Below are 16,580 nucleotides of genomic sequence, written 5' to 3'. Positions count from 1 at the left end.
GTCGTTGGTGGTGCTATCGGGTGACGCAGGCGATGGAGTCCGGGCCCAGCGGCGAGGAGGCCCCGTCGCTGCGCACGATCATGACCTGGATGCAGCTCGGCTCGGCCGGGTTGGCCGCGATTTCGGCCGCCGGTGCAGCGGCGGCCTGGTACTGCCCGCCGCCCTTGAGCGTGTGGACCCGCCACTTGTAGCTGTCGCCCGGTTTCGGCTGCGGATTGGTCCAGCTGAAGCTGACCTTCCCCGCCGCGCCGGGCGTGCCGGTCAGCCCGGTAACATCCGGGACGGTGCCGTTGTCCAGGGCGTCGGCGGGCGGTTTGCTGATCTGGTCTGTGGCCTTCGGCGCCGGCGCGGGCCGGGTAGTGCCCGCCACGATGCCTACGACGACGGCGGCCAGCACGACGGTGCCGCCGACGATGGAGAGCAGCAGGTTCCGGCGGCCGCGGTCGGCCGGCTGCTCCCCTGTGCCGTCGGCCCGGTCCGCCGCCGGCGTTGCCGCGCTGGAGCGGTTAACCGTGGCGGCAAGGTCATCCTCGGGTGCCGGGGTGCGGTAAGACGGCCGCGCGGTGCCGGCGGTGCCGGATCCGGGCGTGCCGAAACCCGGCAGTGCAGGGCGCTGGATGGTGGCGTTGTTGAAGGTGGTGGAATTGTCGGCCGTGAAGCCGGTGTCCGCGGTGAGGACGCGCGCCGGGAAGGTCGGGGCGTTGCCGGTGGCGTCCGGGTCGATCGCGGCGACGCTGCGGACACGGGTTTCCTCGAAGCCGTCGTCGGGGTGGTTTTCCTCGGCGCGGGGCTCTTCCAGGACCTCGAACGGCGTCACGGAGAGGTTCAGTTCGGCCTGGATCCGCTGCAGGGCCAGGGCGAACGCGTGGGCCGAGGAGTAGCGGGAGGAAGCGGCCTTGGCCATCGCCGTAGAGAGGGCCAGTTCGAGGGATTCCGGCACGTCGGCGCGGCCCAGCTTCGGTACCGGCAGGTTGGTGATGCGGGAGATCAGCTCCCGCTGGGAGTTGTCAGCCCCCGGCAGCACGAACGGGGACCGGCCGGCCAGCAGGGTGTACAGCGTGGCGCCCAGCGCCCAGACGTCCACCAGGACGCCGTCGACGTGGTTGCCGGTGAACTGTTCGGGCGGGGACCAGGGGATGGACATGCCGGCGTCCTCGTCCTGGTCGCCGGCGAGGGTTCCGGAGATGCCGAAGTCGGTCAGGGCCGGCCGGTTGTAGTCCGTGACGAGGATGTTGGCGGGTTTGATGTCCCGGTGCGCGATCCCGGCCCGGTGGGCGGTCTCGACGGCGGATGCCACCTGGATGCCGACGGCGAGGACCTCGTCCACGCTGAACCGCTGCCGCCGGTAGCGGACGTCCAGGCTGGGACGGGAGCAGTACTCCATGGCCAGGTAGGAATGCCCGGCGTCGGTGATCTCGGCTTCGAAGATCGTCACGATATAGGGGTGTGAGGACAGTTGTGCCATCAGGTTCGCTTCGGATTCGAAGCGGCGGCGGGCGCCTTCGGTTTTGAGGTCCGAGAGCAGCACCTTGACGGCCACCTTGCGGCGCGGCCGGTCCTGCTCGTAGAGGTAGACGTCGGAGAAGCCGCCGGAGCCGAGCAGGTTGATGTAGGTGAAGCCCGGAATGATCGGCGGCGGGGCTACGGGCCGTTTTGAGCTCACGGGATCTCCTCAAAGCGCAGCGAGATGCCGTCGCCGACTTCCGCGATATCGCCGTCGAGCAGGATGGCCATCTCGCCCTGCGCCAGCCGGCGCGGGGACTGGCCTTCACGGACCAGCACGGTGCCGTTGGTCGCCTTGAGGTCGCACAGCATCACGTGCCAGCCTTCGAGCCGGACCTCCACATGGGAGCGGGAGATGTCGCCGCTGGGGCTGGCCACCTGGACCAGCTTGGGCATCACGGCGCCCTGGACACGCGACACCGAGGGCTGGCGTCCCACGATCAGCGACTGGTCCAAATCGATCAGTTCCCCGGAGGACAGCCGCATCCGGCCCAGGCGGGGCCGCCGGACCTGGACGCCGTCGCCGGGCAGCGGCTCACCGCAGCGCCCGCACTGGGAATACGTGGACGGGTTGGCGTGTCCCTGCGGGCAGACCCGGGCCAGGACCAGAGGACCGGTGGCCGGTTCCCCGCCGCTGCGCCGGCCGCTGGGCGGCTGCGCGGCGGCGCCGGCGAGGTCGCTTTTCATAATCGTCTGGCCGTCGTGGTCCTCATCGGCGTCGGGCTGCGCCGCTGGCAGGGGCCGGGCAGGAGCCTGCGGGGCTGTTGCGTGCAAGGCAGGTGCCTGCGGGGCAACCCGCGGCAGTGGTGCGGCCGGCGTCGGCTGCTGCCTGGACGGCGGGGTCGACGACGGGCTGCCGCCGCCGGTGCGCCAGGGCACGGAGTCGATGAGTCCGGTAGGGATCGCGGGCGGCGCCGGAACGGGCGCGGCCTCGGCCGGTGAGGACTGGGGAGCCGTGGGCTCGAGGGCCGTGTGCCCGGGGCCGCAAAGCACTGGGCTGGCGGACTGTGGGCTGGCGGATTCGGCGTCGGGGTCGCCGAGGGCGCCCGCGGCAGGTCCTGCCGCCGGTTCGGCGTCGGGGTCGGCGTCGGGGTCTTCGCGGACGGCGGCGTCTTCGATGTTCCGCATCACCGTCTGCTCCCAGAGGTGGTCATAGCTGCCGGTGGGCTCCTGCTCGGCCGGCTCAGGTGCCGCGGGCGGCTGCGGCGCCGCCGGGTCCGGGTCAGCCCCTTCGGAGGCCTGTTCCGGTTCTTGTTCCGGTTCCGGTTCCCGGTCCGGTTCCGGTGCTTGCTCCGGTTCCGGTTCTTCCTGGAGAGTTCCGTTGAGCTCGGGATCCTCGCCGGGGAACTCCAGCACGGTCTCCGCGGAGGCGCCGTGGTCGCGAAGCTCGGCGGCGATGTCGGCTTCGGCGGCTGCCAGGACGTCGTCCTGGATTGCGGCCTGGGCCACGGATGCATCGTCGTCCGCCGCTGCCTCGGCTCCTGGCGTATCGTCGTCGTCCTTCGTCCCCGCCGCTTTCCCAGGTGCCGGGACAGCCACGAAAGCGGGCAAAGCCGGGGGGATTTTCGCTGCGGCTGAGCCGGTGAAGTCCATCCGCAGGCCGCGGAGCAGGACCACGCCGTCAGCCAGCGGGAGGTCCAGTCCTGCGCCGGCTGCGCCCGCGGCTTCCTCTCCCGCCACAGTCAGGCTGAAGCCGTTTGCCGTTGCGAAGCGTCTTTCCGTCCAGGTCGTCACATCGCGGCCGCTCAGTTCCACCGGTCCGGACGGAAGGTCCACGGTCAGGTCGATCTCGCCGCGCAGGAAGAACTGCACAGCCTTCCGGCTGTGCACGATCGCGAACCACGGCAATCGGGCCAGCGACCCGCCCGAGGCCGAGGTCACGGCGTCCAGCACCTCATGGACGTCGGGGCCGGTCCCGAGGAGTTCCCAGACGGATTCAACCAGGTCGGCCGCGCTGTCCGGGCGCAGCAGCACCACGGTTCCGGAGCGCACTACACCGAGCCAGCTGCCGGGCGTGTAGCGCGCAGCAGCGGCGGGGTTACTTGGCATCATGCGGATCCTTCAGCTCTGCGGCGGCCGGGTCGCCGTTGGGGGCGAGGTCCAGTGCGTCGGTGCGGGGCAGGGTGTCCTCGTCCTCCGCCGCAGCAGCGCTTCGCGGCGCTGTCAGGGCGACGCCGTCGTCGTTGCGGACATTGCTGGCGTCCAGCACGATGCACGTGACATTGTCCCGGCCGCCGCTGCGCAGGGCCGCCTGGATGAGTTCATCCACCGCCGCCTGCGGGTCCGTCTTGGAGCGGAGGATGTTGGCGATGCGGTTGTCGTCGAGTTCGCCGTTGAGCCCGTCGGAGCAGACCAGGATCCGGTCTCCTTCCTCGATGGGCAGCAGCCAGTAATCGGCCTCGGTCTCGTCACCGGTGCCGAGTGCACGGGTCACGACGTGCCGCCGGGGGTGCACGGCCGCCTCCGCCGGGCTGATCTGGCCGGCATCGACCAGTTCCTGGACCTCGGAGTGGTCGACGCTGACCTGGTTGAGTTTGCCCTGGCTCAGGCGGTAGGTCCGGGAGTCGCCGATGTTGACGACCAGCCAGTAGGGGACGCCCATCTGCTCCACCACCACAACGCCGGAGAGGGTGGTCCCGGCCCGGGAACCGGTGGCTTCACGGATGCTCTCATCTGCCAGCTGCAGGTATTCCTGCACGATGCCGGCCGTGGCGTCCCGCTCCCCGCTCGCCAGTTGCGGAATCCGGGCGAGGGTGCGGACGCAGATTCCGCTCGCGATTTCGCCGGCTTCATGCCCGCCCATGCCGTCCGCGACGGCGAAGACGGGGTCTGAGGCAATGAAGGAATCCTCGTTCATTTCGCGGCGCAGGCCACGGTCCGTGCCGTAGCCGCAACTCAGCCGCAGGCTGGAGGAAACGCTGCTTGAGGCAGCGCTGGAGTCACTGCTGGCAACGCCATCGGCAACATCACTGGATCCGGTGCGCGCGGCACCGCTGTCGTCAGCGTCCGAGGCGCCGCTGGGCGGCGTGCCGAGGGACGGCACCGGAGCGGTGTCGGAACCTGTTGAGGGTGGAACGGCGTCCGGCTGGGAATTCATGCCTGTCCTAGGTAGAAGGAGCGGTCACCGAAGTGCACGGTGGAACCTGGTCGGACGTGGGTGGGCTCCCCCGCCGTGAGGGCGGTACGGATCCCGTCCGGGGTGGTGACGGCGCTGCCGTTGGTGGAGTTGCGGTCCGTGACCCAGGCTCCGCCGTTTCCGGCGAGGAGGTGGAGGTGGGTTTTGGAAATGGACCGTCCGGGATCGGCCACCGGGATGAGCTGCCCCGGGTCTTCACCGGGGTACCCGGCGGGATTCCGGCCGATCAGCACCGTGCGGTCGAGTTCGATGTCGCGGCCGTCGTCCAGCCGGATCCGGAGCATCGCCACGGTGACCGGGGCATTCGTGTCGCCGCGGACCTGGGTGCGGTCAAGGTCGTCATCCGGGTGCAGGCCCCGCTGGAAGGCCGCCGTCGGGGCCGGCGGCGCGAACGACGCGGCGAAGGGAGCCGGCGGGAGCGCGGTGGGCTGTTCCGTCACCGCCGGCTGCTCCACAGCGTAAGGCTGGGGCAAGACGGCGGGCTGGCGCGAAACGGCGGGCTGCTGGACGGCGGCCGGGGCGGGCTGCGGTGATGCCGGCGGCTGCCACTGCGGAGCAGCGGGCCCGGCAGCGGCAGTTGCAGGGGCCGTGGCCGTGGCCGTGGCCGTGGCCGATGCTGCGGCCGCGGCCGCGGCACGTGCCAGCGGCGAGGCGACCTGCTGGACCGGCGGGAGGTCCAACGGCGCGAAACTGTAGGGGCCCTGGATGCCGCCCGTGGTGATCGGATTGCGTCCGGCCTTGACATCGAAGACGAGGGTCTTGGCGGCGGTGTCGTGCCAGCCGCGGAGCTGGCCGTTGCGGTCCCAGGCGCTGGAGAGCACCACGAGGACCGCCCAGACCGTGCCCAGGAACTGGAGCGGCCCAAGCACCAGCGGGGCGATGCCGAACCACTGGAAGATCACGAGCACGGCGGCGGCGATCACGGCGAGCAGCATTCCGGCGCCAGTGATGAGGCCGCGCAGGAAGACCGCTCCCCCGCCCGGGGCGTAGCCGTCGGCATCGGTGCTGCGGATGCCCATCAGACGGTTTCCGAGGGTGGCACCGGACCGGCCCTCCAGCATCGCCACCACCAGGGTATAGGCCAGGGTGAGGCCGGCGCCGATGCCGCCGAACAGCACCAGGGGCGCGGTGTTGTAGACGATATATCCCCCGCTTTGGGTGCGGGTGACACCGGCGAATCCGACGACCAGCAGGATGGTCAGGATGGTCACGGGCGGCAGCCAGTCCAACACCGCGGCTCCCAGCCGTTTCCCGGCCGTCGCGGGAACCAGTTCAAGATTGCTGCGCACGGAAACACCTCCCCCTTGTCCACGGCCCGTTGCCGGGCCCTGCGTTAGGGGGATACTACCGGGGATCAGGCCGGTGTTCCGCGCGGCACGGTTGCTCAGCGGTGTGCCGCAGGAGGTACAGAAGGCAGCCCCCGGGCGGAGCGGCTGCTGGCAGCGCGGGCAGCGCTCGGCGTCGTCGGTCATGGCTGGTTGCGCTTCTCCCTGGCAGTCTGGCTGGCGTCGGCGGCGGATTCGGCAGCACCGGTGTGGACTGCCGCCGCCGGACCGGACTCCACTGTACCGGCAGGCGTTTGCACAGCTGCGGGCGCCGCGCGCTTCCTGCCGGGCCGCCCGGGTTGAAGGCTCCGCTGTTTGAGCGCGGCCCGGCCGTCGGCCAGCAGCGAGCGCGGCGAGAACCGCGCCCGCTGCCGCCGCCAGAACCCGAGGGTTCCGGTCATCTCCTTGAGCGAGCCGTCCACCGTCTCCCAGTACTGCCGGACCTGGTCCTCGCTCGGCTGGCCGGCGCCGAAGATCGCGGCGTCGGCCCGGTTGGCGAGCAGCGTTGTGGTTCCACCGACGGCCGGGAACGCGTCGGCGAGCACGACGGCGGACTCGCGCCGGGTGGCGCGGCTGTCAATGCCGGCGCCGAGGTCGGTCGCGAGGCTGACGACTTCGTTCCAGCCGCCGCCGACACGCTGCGCCGGGTGGCCTTCGTTGAACCGGAATTTCCGGCGCCGGGATTTGAGCACGGCAATCAACAGCAGCGGCAGCGCCAGGATTCCGATCGGGATCAGCGCCAGGCCGATCGCCGCGAGCAGCGGACCCCAGAACAGCCAGGGGTTGTTCTTCTTCTCGTCGGCGTCCAGCGCGTCCGGCGAGGAGTCCGGCGGGAGGTCAGCGGGCTCCTGCGGCGGGGGCGGCGGCTGCAGCACCTGCGGCTTGGGCTTGGACTTGTTCTCCGGATCCGGCGGGATCGGCACATTATCCTTCGGCGGGGTGGGGTCAAAGGACACCCAGCCCACCCGGTCGAAGGCGACTTCGACCCACGCGTGGACATCCTTGCCGGTGATCTTGACTTCGCCGGCACCGTTTTCCGGGCTCCTGGGCTCGGGGTAGAACCCCATCACCACTCGCGAGGGGATGCCGAGGTGGCGCAGCATCAGCGACATCGCGACGGCGTACTGTTCGTCGTCGCCGAGCATCTGCTTGGCGGTCAGCAGGCTTCGGATACGGTTGGCGCCGTGCCCGGAGACGCTGGGCAGCTGGCCGTCGGCGATCAGGCCGTTGCTGAAGGCGCCCTTCTTCTGGAAATGGGCCTCGATCTGGCGCACCCGGTCAATCGCGGTGGGGGCGTCAGCGGAGAGGTCGTTGGCCTGCGAGCCGACGACGGGCGGCACCTCGGCGGTGTCAGGCAGGGACATCTTGGCGAAGTCGTACTGCGTCAGCTGCCCGTGTTCCAGGGTGGCGGGGTCGGCAACCTGGACCCGGTAGGCATCGCCTTTGGTGAGGCCCCGGGTGGTGACGGCCGTGTCGGTGCCGGCGTTGAAGTACAGGCCGGATGCCGTACCCGAGCTGTCGCGGTCGAAGCTGATCCCGGTGGTTTTGGTGCCGCCGGGCAGGAAATAGCCCTCGTAGTCCTCGATCGTGATGTCCAGCGCGTAGTTCGTGGTCGGCACGATCCCGGTGGAATCGGCCAGCGTGTTGAGGGACTTCGCGTCGCCCACCTTGCTGAAGCTGCCGGAGCCGTTCGGGTCCATGGTGTAGTTGGTCCCGTTGAAGGAGTCGAGTGCGGCGAGGCGCACCCGGGCGTCCTTGGGCAGGCCCTTGACGACGAAGAGGTTGTCGTCTTTCTTGTCCTTGACGAAGTTGCGGAAGCTCGCCAGCGGGGTCACGTAGTCCTTCGGGTCGAAGGGCGGCACGATCGTGTTGCGCAGGACGCGGCGGTCATCGCTGGCGGTGACCAGCGGGGAGGCGACGGCGGTGATTGCGACGGCGACGGCGAGCACCGCGGCGGCGGTGCCCAGCCGGCGGACGGTGGCTGCGCGGGCGGTGGCCTCGTCGGTCTCCAGTCGGTTGACGGAGACCTTGCGGGTGTCGCTGCGGCGGAGTGCATCGCGGCGGAAGGTGGCCCAGGCGATGGCTACCACGGTCAGTGAGATTCCGCGTTCCACCGTGAGGAAACCTGAGCTGGTGCTGAAGGCGATGCCGGTGACGAACAGGACCAGCACCGGCAGCAGCGGCCAGTACGGGCTCTTGAGCCGCCAGATCAGCAGCCCGGCCGCCAGGGCGGTGAGCAGCGAGCTCAGGAACGGCACAATCAGGGTGCCGCCGGCGGTGCCGACCGGCACACCGACGGTGAGCATGTCCTTCCAGGCGAACACGACACCGAGCAGCAGGGTGCGCAGCGAATCCAGCGTCGGCAGGACGCCGGCGATGGAGGCCTCCGGGACCGCGACGGCGGTGCCGAAAACGAGGTAGACGCCGAGGGTCAGGGCAGCGGTGATCAGCAAACCCAGGCGGAAGTGCACATTGGCCGCCGCCAGGGCCAGGCCCAGCAGGATGCCGCCGAAGCCGGCGATCAAATAGTACGGGTCGCCGCCGAAGCTGAGGCTGAAGCCGAGCACACCGAGGCCGAGCAGCACGGTGAGGGCGCCGGCGTCGAGCGCCACATGCCAGGGCGGGGTGGCGCCGAACAGGGCGGAGCGCCGCGCCGGCGGGTTGTTGCGGGGCCGAAGGGGGGTCGCGGTGCTCATGCTGCCGCCTTCCTCAGCACGATGGCCAGGTCAGAGAGATCGCCGAGGGTCAGCACGGTCAGGTCGCCGATGTTGGCCCGGGCCGGTGCGGCGCCGGACTGCAGCCGGACGGCGATGCTGCGGACGCCCATTGGCACGGCGGCCGAGGCGGAGCGCAGCTGGGTGGCGGTGACGTTGCTGCCCACGATCAGGAACACCACGGAGGCGTTGGGGACGGTGTCCGCCAGGCTCCGGGCGAGGTCGACGGCGGTCCGGCGCTGGGGTGCGCCGACGATCCGGGTCATGTCATCGAGCATGTTGCGGCCGGTTTCGCAGCGCAGCGGGCCCTTCTGGGTGAGCACATCCAGGTCGCGCTGTTCGCGGATGGCCTGCCGTCCGATGGACGCGGCGGCGGAGATGGCCAGCTCGAACTCCTCCTCGGAGGCGTATTCGTCCGTGTTGATGGACAGCGAAATGGCGAGGTGTGCCCGGCGGGTTTCCTCGAACTGGCGGACCATGAGCTTGTTGGTGCGGGCCGTGGTCTTCCAGTGGATGTGCCGCCGGTCGTCTCCCGGGACGTAGTCGCGCAGGGCGTGGAAGGACACGTCGGCGCTGGAGAGGTCGGTCGTGGGCATGCCCTCGAGGTCGCGGATGAATCCGGCCGCCGAGCCGGCCAGGGCCGTGGTTTTCGGGTGCACGAACAGGTCCTCGGGTTCGGTCCAGCTCACCTGGCGGCGCAGCAGGTGCAGCGGGTCGGCGCGGACGGAGCGGACCGGGCCCACCACTATGACGGCGCGGCGGGCGGTGGGGATGGTGAAGAGGTCCTCGTGGATCTGCTGCGGTTTCATCCTCGGCAGGTGGAATACGGCGGTGGCGGATCCGACCGGCAGTTCCAGGTCCGCGTGCAGCAGCGGCCGGGCCGAGGTGTTGGAAACGGCAATGCTGCCGACGGCGCTGTCCCCCACCGCCACCCGCGTGCGGGCCAGGTCCAGCACAACCTCGTAGGAGGAGCGGCCCAGGATGAAGCCGATGGCGAGCACGAACAGGACGAACGCGGCGATCGCGGCGGCCTTGGCCTCCTGCCAGCCGAAGGCCTGGCCGACGGTCCACAGCAGGATCGCCGCGGCGAGGACGAACCAGCCCAGGACGCTCACAACGGAGAGGACGGGCCATACAGAGCGCAACCACAGCGCGCGGACGGTGCGCCAGACGGGGGCGAGCGCCAAACCTGCCGTGCTTCCGGCTTCGGTCCAGAGGGAGGCAGGATGCAGGCGTGTCGGCCTGCCGTCCCGGTGGAAGGGCCGTTGCAGGCGTTCAGCAAGCCGGGTCAGCGGAGTGCTGGAGGACATATGGGTGCCTTTGTTCGTGCTGGGTGACTGGGTGACTCTGTTGGTGCCGGCGGGGCCCTGCTGAGCGGCGCAGTCCGGCGGTTCTGCCAGGCGGTTCTGCCGGGCCGAGCCTGCTGCTAGCTGACGGAGGCGCGCTGCTGCGGCGCGGCGACTGCTGCCAGGGCGCGGGTCAGCACGGCCTCCGGGGTGGCCCCGGAGAATTCCGCTTCGGGGTCCATGACCAGCCGGTGGGTCCAGACAACAGCGGCGAGGTCTTTGATGTCGTCCGGGAGCACGAAGTTGCGGCCCTGGCTGGCGGCCCAGACCTTGGAGGCGCGGACCATGGCGAGGGCGCCGCGGACGGAGACGCCGAGGCGGGTCTCCGGGGCGTTGCGGGTCTCCTCGCAAAGCCGGGAGATGTATTCCAGCACGGCGGTGTCCACGTGGGTGGTCGCAGCGAGGTCGGCCATGTCCGCGATCGCCTGGGTGGTGATGACGGGGGTGATGTCCTTGGAGCGGTCCTTGAGGTTGGCGCCGCCGAGGAGCTGGACCGTGGAGGCGTGGTCCGGGTAGCCGATGGAGGTCTTCATCAGGAAGCGGTCCAGCTGGGCCTCGGGCAGCCGGTAGGTGCCGGCCTGCTCGATCGGGTTCTGGGTGGCCATCACCATAAACGGCCGGCCGGCCTCATAGGTGGTGCCATCGACGGTGACCCGGGATTCCTCCATGACCTCGAGCAGCGCGGACTGGGTCTTGGGCGAGGCACGGTTGATTTCGTCGGCGAGGACGATGTTGTTGAAGATCGGGCCCTTGTGGAACTCGAACTTCTGCGTCTTCTGGTCGTAGATCGTCACGCCGGTGACGTCGGAGGGCAGCAGGTCCGGGGTGAACTGGATGCGGTTGTTGGAGCCCTGGACGGTGGCCGCGAGGGCGCGGGCCAGCGAGGTCTTGCCGGTACCCGGTGCGTCCTCAAAGAGGACATGCCCTTCCGCCAGCATCGCCGTGAAGGTCAGCCGGATGACGTGGGCCTTGCCCAGCACGGCCTGGCCGACGTTGGCGACGAGCTTTTCGAAGGTGCCGGAAAACCATTCGGCCTGTTCGGTGGTCATGGTCATGGGTTGGTCCTCTTCTGTTCTGGGTGAAAAAGCTTGGCAAATTTAGGCGCGAGGCCCGGGTCGGGTGTCATCGCTTGGGCATACCGGCCGGAGGCGTGCCGCCCAGGTTCGTCGTGTTTCCGCGGACAAAGTTCCCCGCGACTGCGCCGGTGGTCACGTGGTACCAGACACCGGTCGGGTTCTTGTCCGTTATATACCAGACGACGTAGTAGTCAGTCTTCGCGGGCGAGCCGGGGTTCATCCACTTGCCGGCGCCCACGCAGTCGCCGCCCACGAAGCTGTCGGTGTTTTTGCTGGGCTCCGTGCAACTGCGCACCGGGGTGGCTTCGACGCTCCAGGTCGTCGGGACCGGCGGCGGCGGCTCCGACCCGCTGCGTGAGGTGTCCTTGCCGATCCGCCCGTTCTGGCCTCCGCTGATGGCGCGAACTTCCAGGGTGTGCGTCTCGCTGAAGCCCACGCTCTTGGAGAAGGAGCGCTGCTGCGTGTCCTGCCAGCCGCCGCCGTCGAGGCTGTACTGGTAACCGGTCACGGGGCGGCCGTTGCCGTTCGCCGCGGTCCAGGTCCAGGAGACGGTTTGGTCTCCCACGCCACTGCTGTTGGCTCCGGTGACGGCCGGGGCGAAGGCCAGCCCGTAGGGGTTGACCGAGTCGGACGCGGGGCTCGCGTCGCCGGCGCTGGTGCTCCGTGAGGAGACCGCCCAGACCGTCACGGCGGTGGCGGTGCCGTTGGGGGCGGCAACCACCGCGCCGCCAGCGGGGATGGAACCGCCGGCGCCGCTGGACGTGAGCTTGTAGCGGTAGGTGATTTCGGTGGCGCTGGACCCGTTGCGCTGCTCCGCGGTCAGCGCGGTGAAGCGGACGTCGATCTTGCCGCCGTCGCCGCCGGTATCCACCAGCGCCACCGCCGGTTTGGCCACCATCGCCGGTTTGCCGACGGCGCGGACAGCGGCGGACTGGGCGCTCGTAGCGGAGGTTCCGGCCTTGTTCGTGGCGGACACGGTGAACGTATAGCCGGCCTCGGAGTTGTCGACGGTGACGTTCTGCGTGGTGCCGGACACCTGCCGGGTCGCAACGGCGGCGCCGCCGCGCAACGTGGTGAGCGTATACGCGGAAATGGCGTCGCCGTTGGTGTTCGGGGCCGTCCAGTTCACCTTGAGCTGGCTCTGGTTGCCCACCGGGCCCGCGGCGCTGGCACTCGGGGCTGCCGGCGTGGCGGGCACCCCGGCCGGGGTTTCCGCCGTGGAGTAGGCGCTCCATTCGGAGGGTTCCTTGGCGTCATTGCGGGCCAGGACCCGCACCTTGTATGCGACGCCGTTCTTGAGGCCCTTCCAGACGTGGCTCACCGAGCTGAGGTTCTGGATCTGGGCGTTTTGCCCGGCCGGGGCCGGGGAGATCTCCAGGTCGTAAGACTTGACCGGTGAGCCCTTGGACGCCGGCGCCGCCCATGTCACCGTGAGCTGGGTGTCGCCGAACTTCACTGCGGGCGCGGCCGGTGTGTCCGGCTTGACGTCCGGGCGCACCTCGGCCGAGGCCGGGGACCGCTCGGATTCGCCGAGTTCGTTGCTGGCCGTGACCTGGAAGTGGTACTTGGAGTTGTTGGTCAGCCCGGTGAGTGTGCAGGAGTTCGCCGGGCAGTCCTGGCGGTAACCGGCCTCGCCGTACACGGTGTATTTGGTGATGGCCGCTCCGCGGTCCGCCGGGGCGGTCCAGTTCAGCAGGGCGGTACTGTCCCCCACGCTCGCGGCCTGCGGTGTGGTCGGCGCCAGCGGCTTGTCCTTCACGGTCAGCCGGATTCGGGCGGTCGCGTGGCGGGACTCGTCGCCGGTCTTGTCCGCCACGGTGTAGGCCACGATCATCGTTCCGGAGAACCCGTCGGCCGGTGTCACCGTCACGGTGTCCCCGGTGACCGCGGCGGTGCCCTGGCCGGTCTCGGTCACGGCCGAGATGATTTTCAGCGCCGTCTCGGGGAACGGGTTGGCGTCGTTGGCCAGCACCGGCACGGTGACGGGTTTGCCGGCCGCTGCGTTGGCTTCGACGTCGTCGTTCGCCACCGGCTTGGGCCGGTTGGAGGCCGTGACGGTCAGCTGGTAGGTCGCGGTCGCTTCAAGCCCGCGGGGGTCGGTGGCCTTGACCTGGACCGCGCCGCCGGCTCCGGCGGCGCTGCCGTCCTTGGCGGAGACTTTCAGCGAACTTCCGTCGATGCCGGCGTCGAAGCCTCTCGGGACACCGCCCACCAGCTCGTACTTCATCCGGTCCGTGTCGCCGTCGTCCGGGTCAGTGGTCAGCGGGGCGAGGTCGATCGTGGCGGAGTCCGCCTTGGGCACGTCGATCTGGCTGCCGAGCAGTACCGGCGGGTTGTTGCGGTTGGGGTCCGGCAGCACCTTGGTGCGGATGCTGAGCGTGGACTTCAGACCGGCCTCGTCGTCCGGGCCGGAGCCGTCAGTGACTTCGAAGCTGAGCGAGCCGGGGCCCACGTAGTCCTGGCCGGCGGTGTACTTCAGCGCGGCGCCGTTCCCGGTCACCGGGTCGGAGCCGTCGGCGCCGATGAGCTTGATCCGGTCGGTCTGGGTCAGGCGGGGCGAGCGTCCATCGCGGACCTTGACCCATTCCTTGAGGTCGACCGTGGCGGACTGCCCGGCGACGAGTTCAAGCACCTCGTCCTTGGCCAGGGTGGGAACCTGCTGGCCCACGCCGGGGACCCAGATGATCGCGGTGGATTTCTGCCCGTCGAGGTCCTCCACGGTGTACGGGATGAGCTGCGGCTGTTCGGTCAGGTCCACGATCATGGTGCCCCCGGCACCGGGCCGGGCGGTGCTGGCATCGGTGGCAATCTTGAGGTTCTCGCCGACGCCGTCGGGGTCCTCGTCGTTCTTCAGGACGGGGACGTCGACGGCGGTCTTGCCGAGCGTCTGGGCGGAGGTCACCCGGTCGTCACGGGCGATCGGGGCCAGCAGCGGCACGTCCCGCTGCACCTTGACGGCGATGGCGGCCTGGGCCGTGGCACCCCGGTCATCGGCGATGGAGTAGCCCACGTTGACGGTTCCCTCTTCGCCCGGGGCGAGCAGGATGATCCGGGAGCTCTGTTTACTGACCGTGGCCTGCAGTTCCGGGGCGGCCTCGATGCCGTCGCTGAGGATCCGGATCGGGTCGCCGTCCGGGTCGGTGTCGTTGCCGGTGGCGTCCACGGCGATCTGGCGTCCGGGCCGGACCTTGACGTCGTCGTCCACCGGGGTGGGTTTCTGGTTGGTGTCCCCGCGCGGGGCGATGCCGACGGTGACGGTGCCGGTGTTGACGGCGCCCTGGCGGTCTACGACTTTGTAGCGGAACGTGTCAGTACCGGCGCCGTCCCCGGCGGCGGTGAAGTCGATGAAGTTGCTGCCCACGGTGGCGGTGCCCATCGCCGGGGTGCTGTCGATGCCGGTCAGCTGCACGGAGTCGCCGTCGGGGTCGATACCGTCGAGCTCCACCGGAATCCGCACCGACCCGGCCGCCACGACACGTGCCGTCAGGTTCCGGGGTTGCGGCCGGGAGTTCTCCGCGCCTTCCAGCGGCAGGATATGGATGGTCACGGCCGCGGCGCTCTTCTGCCCCTGCGGGTCGACGGCGTTGTAGATCGCCCGGACCGTCCTGGGCTCGGCGCCGGCGATGAAACGAAGCGTGTTTTCGGAGACGAAGCTCTTCCCGTCGGTTTCCGGGACGCCCTGCGGCAGGACGGGGTCCACGCTGAGCTTCTCGCCCTGCGGGTGGGTGTCGTTGGCCAGCACCGGGATGGTGACGACGTCGTTGACCCGCACATTCACCTCGTCCGGTTTGGGCTGCGGGGCCTCGACGACGGCGGGTGCCGGCACCGGGACCACCGAGACACTGCCGGTGGCCGATTTGGTGCCGTTGGACATGGTGTAGCGGAAGCTGAAGGGGTCCTTGGTGCCTACGACGTCGGTGATCCGCAGCACGCTGTGATCGATCACGCTGACCGAGGCGGTCGAATTCTCCGCCAGCTGGACCGACTGCAGCACCAGCACCCCGCCGGACGGGTCCGAGTCATTGGCCAGCGGATCCAGCAGGACACTGCCGCCGACGGGCAGCAGGGCGACATCGTGGACGGCGACCGGGTCACCGGCATCCTTGCCGGATTCGACGTCCACCCGGATCAGGCCCTGGCTGCTCTGCGGGCCGTTGCTCGCGAGATACGTCAGGTAAACCGGTCCCGGGGTGTCGCTGCGGAAGGTGAAGGTTCCGCCGTCGGTGACGGGACCCAGCTGGGCGGTCCCGGCGCCTTCCACCTGGGCCAGGCGCAGCGCGCCGCCGTTGGGGTCGACGTCGTTCTTCAGCGGTGCGATCACGAGGTCCTGGCCGACGACGGCGGTGACGTGGTCCGCGTTGACCACGGGCTGCAGGGCGCCGGGAGGCTGGACGTTGACGATGACCCTGCCCGTGGTGGTGGCACGGCCGTCCCAGACGGTGACGGTGACGGTCTTCTTGCCGGGCGCGGCGCCGGAGTCCTGGTAGGTGAGCAGGCCGTCGCGGCGGACCTTGACCTGGTCCTGGTCGTTGTCGGCCTTGGCGTCCATCAGCACGAGGTCATCGCCGTCGGGGTCGGTCCAGTCGGTGAGGATGTTCTGGCTGACGGTTTTGCCCTGTTCCACCAGCATCGTGGTGGGCTCGCCGCGTTTGAACAGCGGTGCGGTGTTCTCGTCCGGGCCGACGACGGTCAGGTTGATGCTTCCGGCGGCGGAGAGGCCCCGGCCGTCGGCGGCGTTGTAGCCAAAGGTTTCGGTGCCGGGCTTGGCGTCCACGGGGACAGTGATCTGGAATGCGGTGCCGCCGTAGATGTTCTCCAGGCTGCCGGAGGTGGGGCCGTTGTCGCCGGCGGAGGCCGTGAGGACGTCGCCGTCGGGGTCCGAGTCGTTGTCGAGCACGGGCAGGATGGTGGTGCGGCCCGGGCGGACGCCGACGGCGTCGGGCTTGGTTTCCGGGGGCCGGTTGGGTTTGGTGCGGTCCGGCAGGATGTTGACGGTGTTGTTGTCCGCCGACTCCTGGTCCAGGTCATCGGACTGGTTCTTGGGCGGGATGACGTCGTCCCAGTTGTTGACCAGCTGCATGTTCTGGTTCACCAGCCACACATTGCCCGAGTTCACATCATTCAGGACCACCAGGTCCCGGTTGACCCGGAACACATAACTCGGCGCCGCACTGGCCTTGGGCACATCCACGGTCCGGTCATCAGCATCGTTCACGCACTCACGGACATACTTGTTCGCCCCCGACCACGCCGCATGCACACACCCCGACAACTGCACCGGCGCCGCCGGAACACCCTGCCCGCCAAAGGTCACCGTCTTCGCCGTCGACCCATCCAGCGGCTGGTGCAACAACGCCTTCGGCGTCGCGACCGCCACCGCATCCGCCGCCGGACCCGACAGCTGCAACTTCGCATCCCGCGCCTCCGCCAACGCCAGCTCACGCCCGCCCGGCAGGAACAACTTCCCCCGCCCCGCATCA

8 protein-coding genes are annotated in these 16,580 nt (G+C 69.8%); all 8 read right to left on the bottom strand.

The annotated features are described in order from the left end of the window. Positions 1–13: 13 nt before the first annotated feature. Positions 14–1,663 carry a serine/threonine protein kinase gene (locus tag AC50YM_RS18190; protein ID WP_494958353.1) on the bottom strand — a complete coding sequence of 550 codons (1,650 nt, stop codon included), beginning with the start codon at positions 1,661–1,663 and terminating at the stop codon, positions 14–16. Beyond that, on the bottom strand, positions 1,660–3,555 hold the full coding sequence (locus AC50YM_RS18185; protein WP_494958352.1) for an FHA domain-containing protein: 1,896 nt from the start codon (positions 3,553–3,555) through the stop codon (positions 1,660–1,662). The genes AC50YM_RS18190 and AC50YM_RS18185 overlap by 4 nt, the downstream gene beginning before the upstream one ends. Then, the gene (locus tag AC50YM_RS18180; protein ID WP_494958351.1) at positions 3,542–4,600 is read right to left on the bottom strand and encodes a PP2C family protein-serine/threonine phosphatase; all 1,059 of its coding nucleotides are present in this window, start codon (positions 4,598–4,600) and stop codon (positions 3,542–3,544) included. The genes AC50YM_RS18185 and AC50YM_RS18180 overlap by 14 nt, the downstream gene beginning before the upstream one ends. Next, positions 4,597–6,111: an RDD family protein gene (locus tag AC50YM_RS18175; protein WP_494958350.1), complete on the bottom strand. Its 1,515-nt coding sequence runs from the start codon at positions 6,109–6,111 to the stop codon at positions 4,597–4,599. Before AC50YM_RS18175 ends, AC50YM_RS18180 begins: the two co-directional genes overlap by 4 nt. After that, on the bottom strand, positions 6,108–8,660 hold the full coding sequence (locus tag AC50YM_RS18170) for a transglutaminase-like domain-containing protein (protein ID WP_494958349.1): 2,553 nt from the start codon (positions 8,658–8,660) through the stop codon (positions 6,108–6,110). The genes AC50YM_RS18175 and AC50YM_RS18170 overlap by 4 nt, the downstream gene beginning before the upstream one ends. Next, on the bottom strand, positions 8,657–9,988 hold the full coding sequence (locus AC50YM_RS18165; RefSeq protein WP_494958348.1) for a DUF58 domain-containing protein: 1,332 nt from the start codon (positions 9,986–9,988) through the stop codon (positions 8,657–8,659). Before AC50YM_RS18165 ends, AC50YM_RS18170 begins: the two co-directional genes overlap by 4 nt. A 116-nt stretch (positions 9,989–10,104) precedes the next feature. Further along, positions 10,105–11,079, bottom strand: a complete 975-nt coding sequence (locus tag AC50YM_RS18160) for an AAA family ATPase (RefSeq protein ID WP_494958347.1) — start codon at positions 11,077–11,079, stop codon at positions 10,105–10,107. 67 nt (positions 11,080–11,146) lie between these two features. Beyond that, positions 11,147–16,580, bottom strand: a 5,434-nt coding sequence (locus AC50YM_RS18155; RefSeq protein WP_494958346.1) for an Ig-like domain-containing protein, incomplete at its 5' end; no start/stop codon positions are given.

The organism is Pseudarthrobacter sp. RHLT1-30-1, from assembly GCF_059383415.1.
The sequence above is the reverse complement of the archived record's forward strand: the minus strand, read 5'-3'. Positions and strand labels throughout refer to the sequence as shown.

What these genes read in the sequence shown, in the direction of transcription:
- AC50YM_RS18160 (WP_494958347.1), bottom strand. Translation starts at nt 11,079, where the DNA reads ATGACCATGACCACCGAACAGGCCGAATGGTTTTCCGGCACCTTCGAA.
- AC50YM_RS18175 (WP_494958350.1), bottom strand. Translation starts at nt 6,111, where the DNA reads ATGACCGACGACGCCGAGCGCTGCCCGCGCTGCCAGCAGCCGCTCCGC.
- AC50YM_RS18165 (WP_494958348.1), bottom strand. Translation starts at nt 9,988, where the DNA reads ATGTCCTCCAGCACTCCGCTGACCCGGCTTGCTGAACGCCTGCAACGG.
- AC50YM_RS18180 (WP_494958351.1), bottom strand. Translation starts at nt 4,600, where the DNA reads ATGAATTCCCAGCCGGACGCCGTTCCACCCTCAACAGGTTCCGACACC.
- AC50YM_RS18185 (WP_494958352.1), bottom strand. Translation starts at nt 3,555, where the DNA reads ATGATGCCAAGTAACCCCGCCGCTGCTGCGCGCTACACGCCCGGCAGC.
- AC50YM_RS18170 (WP_494958349.1), bottom strand. Translation starts at nt 8,660, where the DNA reads ATGAGCACCGCGACCCCCCTTCGGCCCCGCAACAACCCGCCGGCGCGG.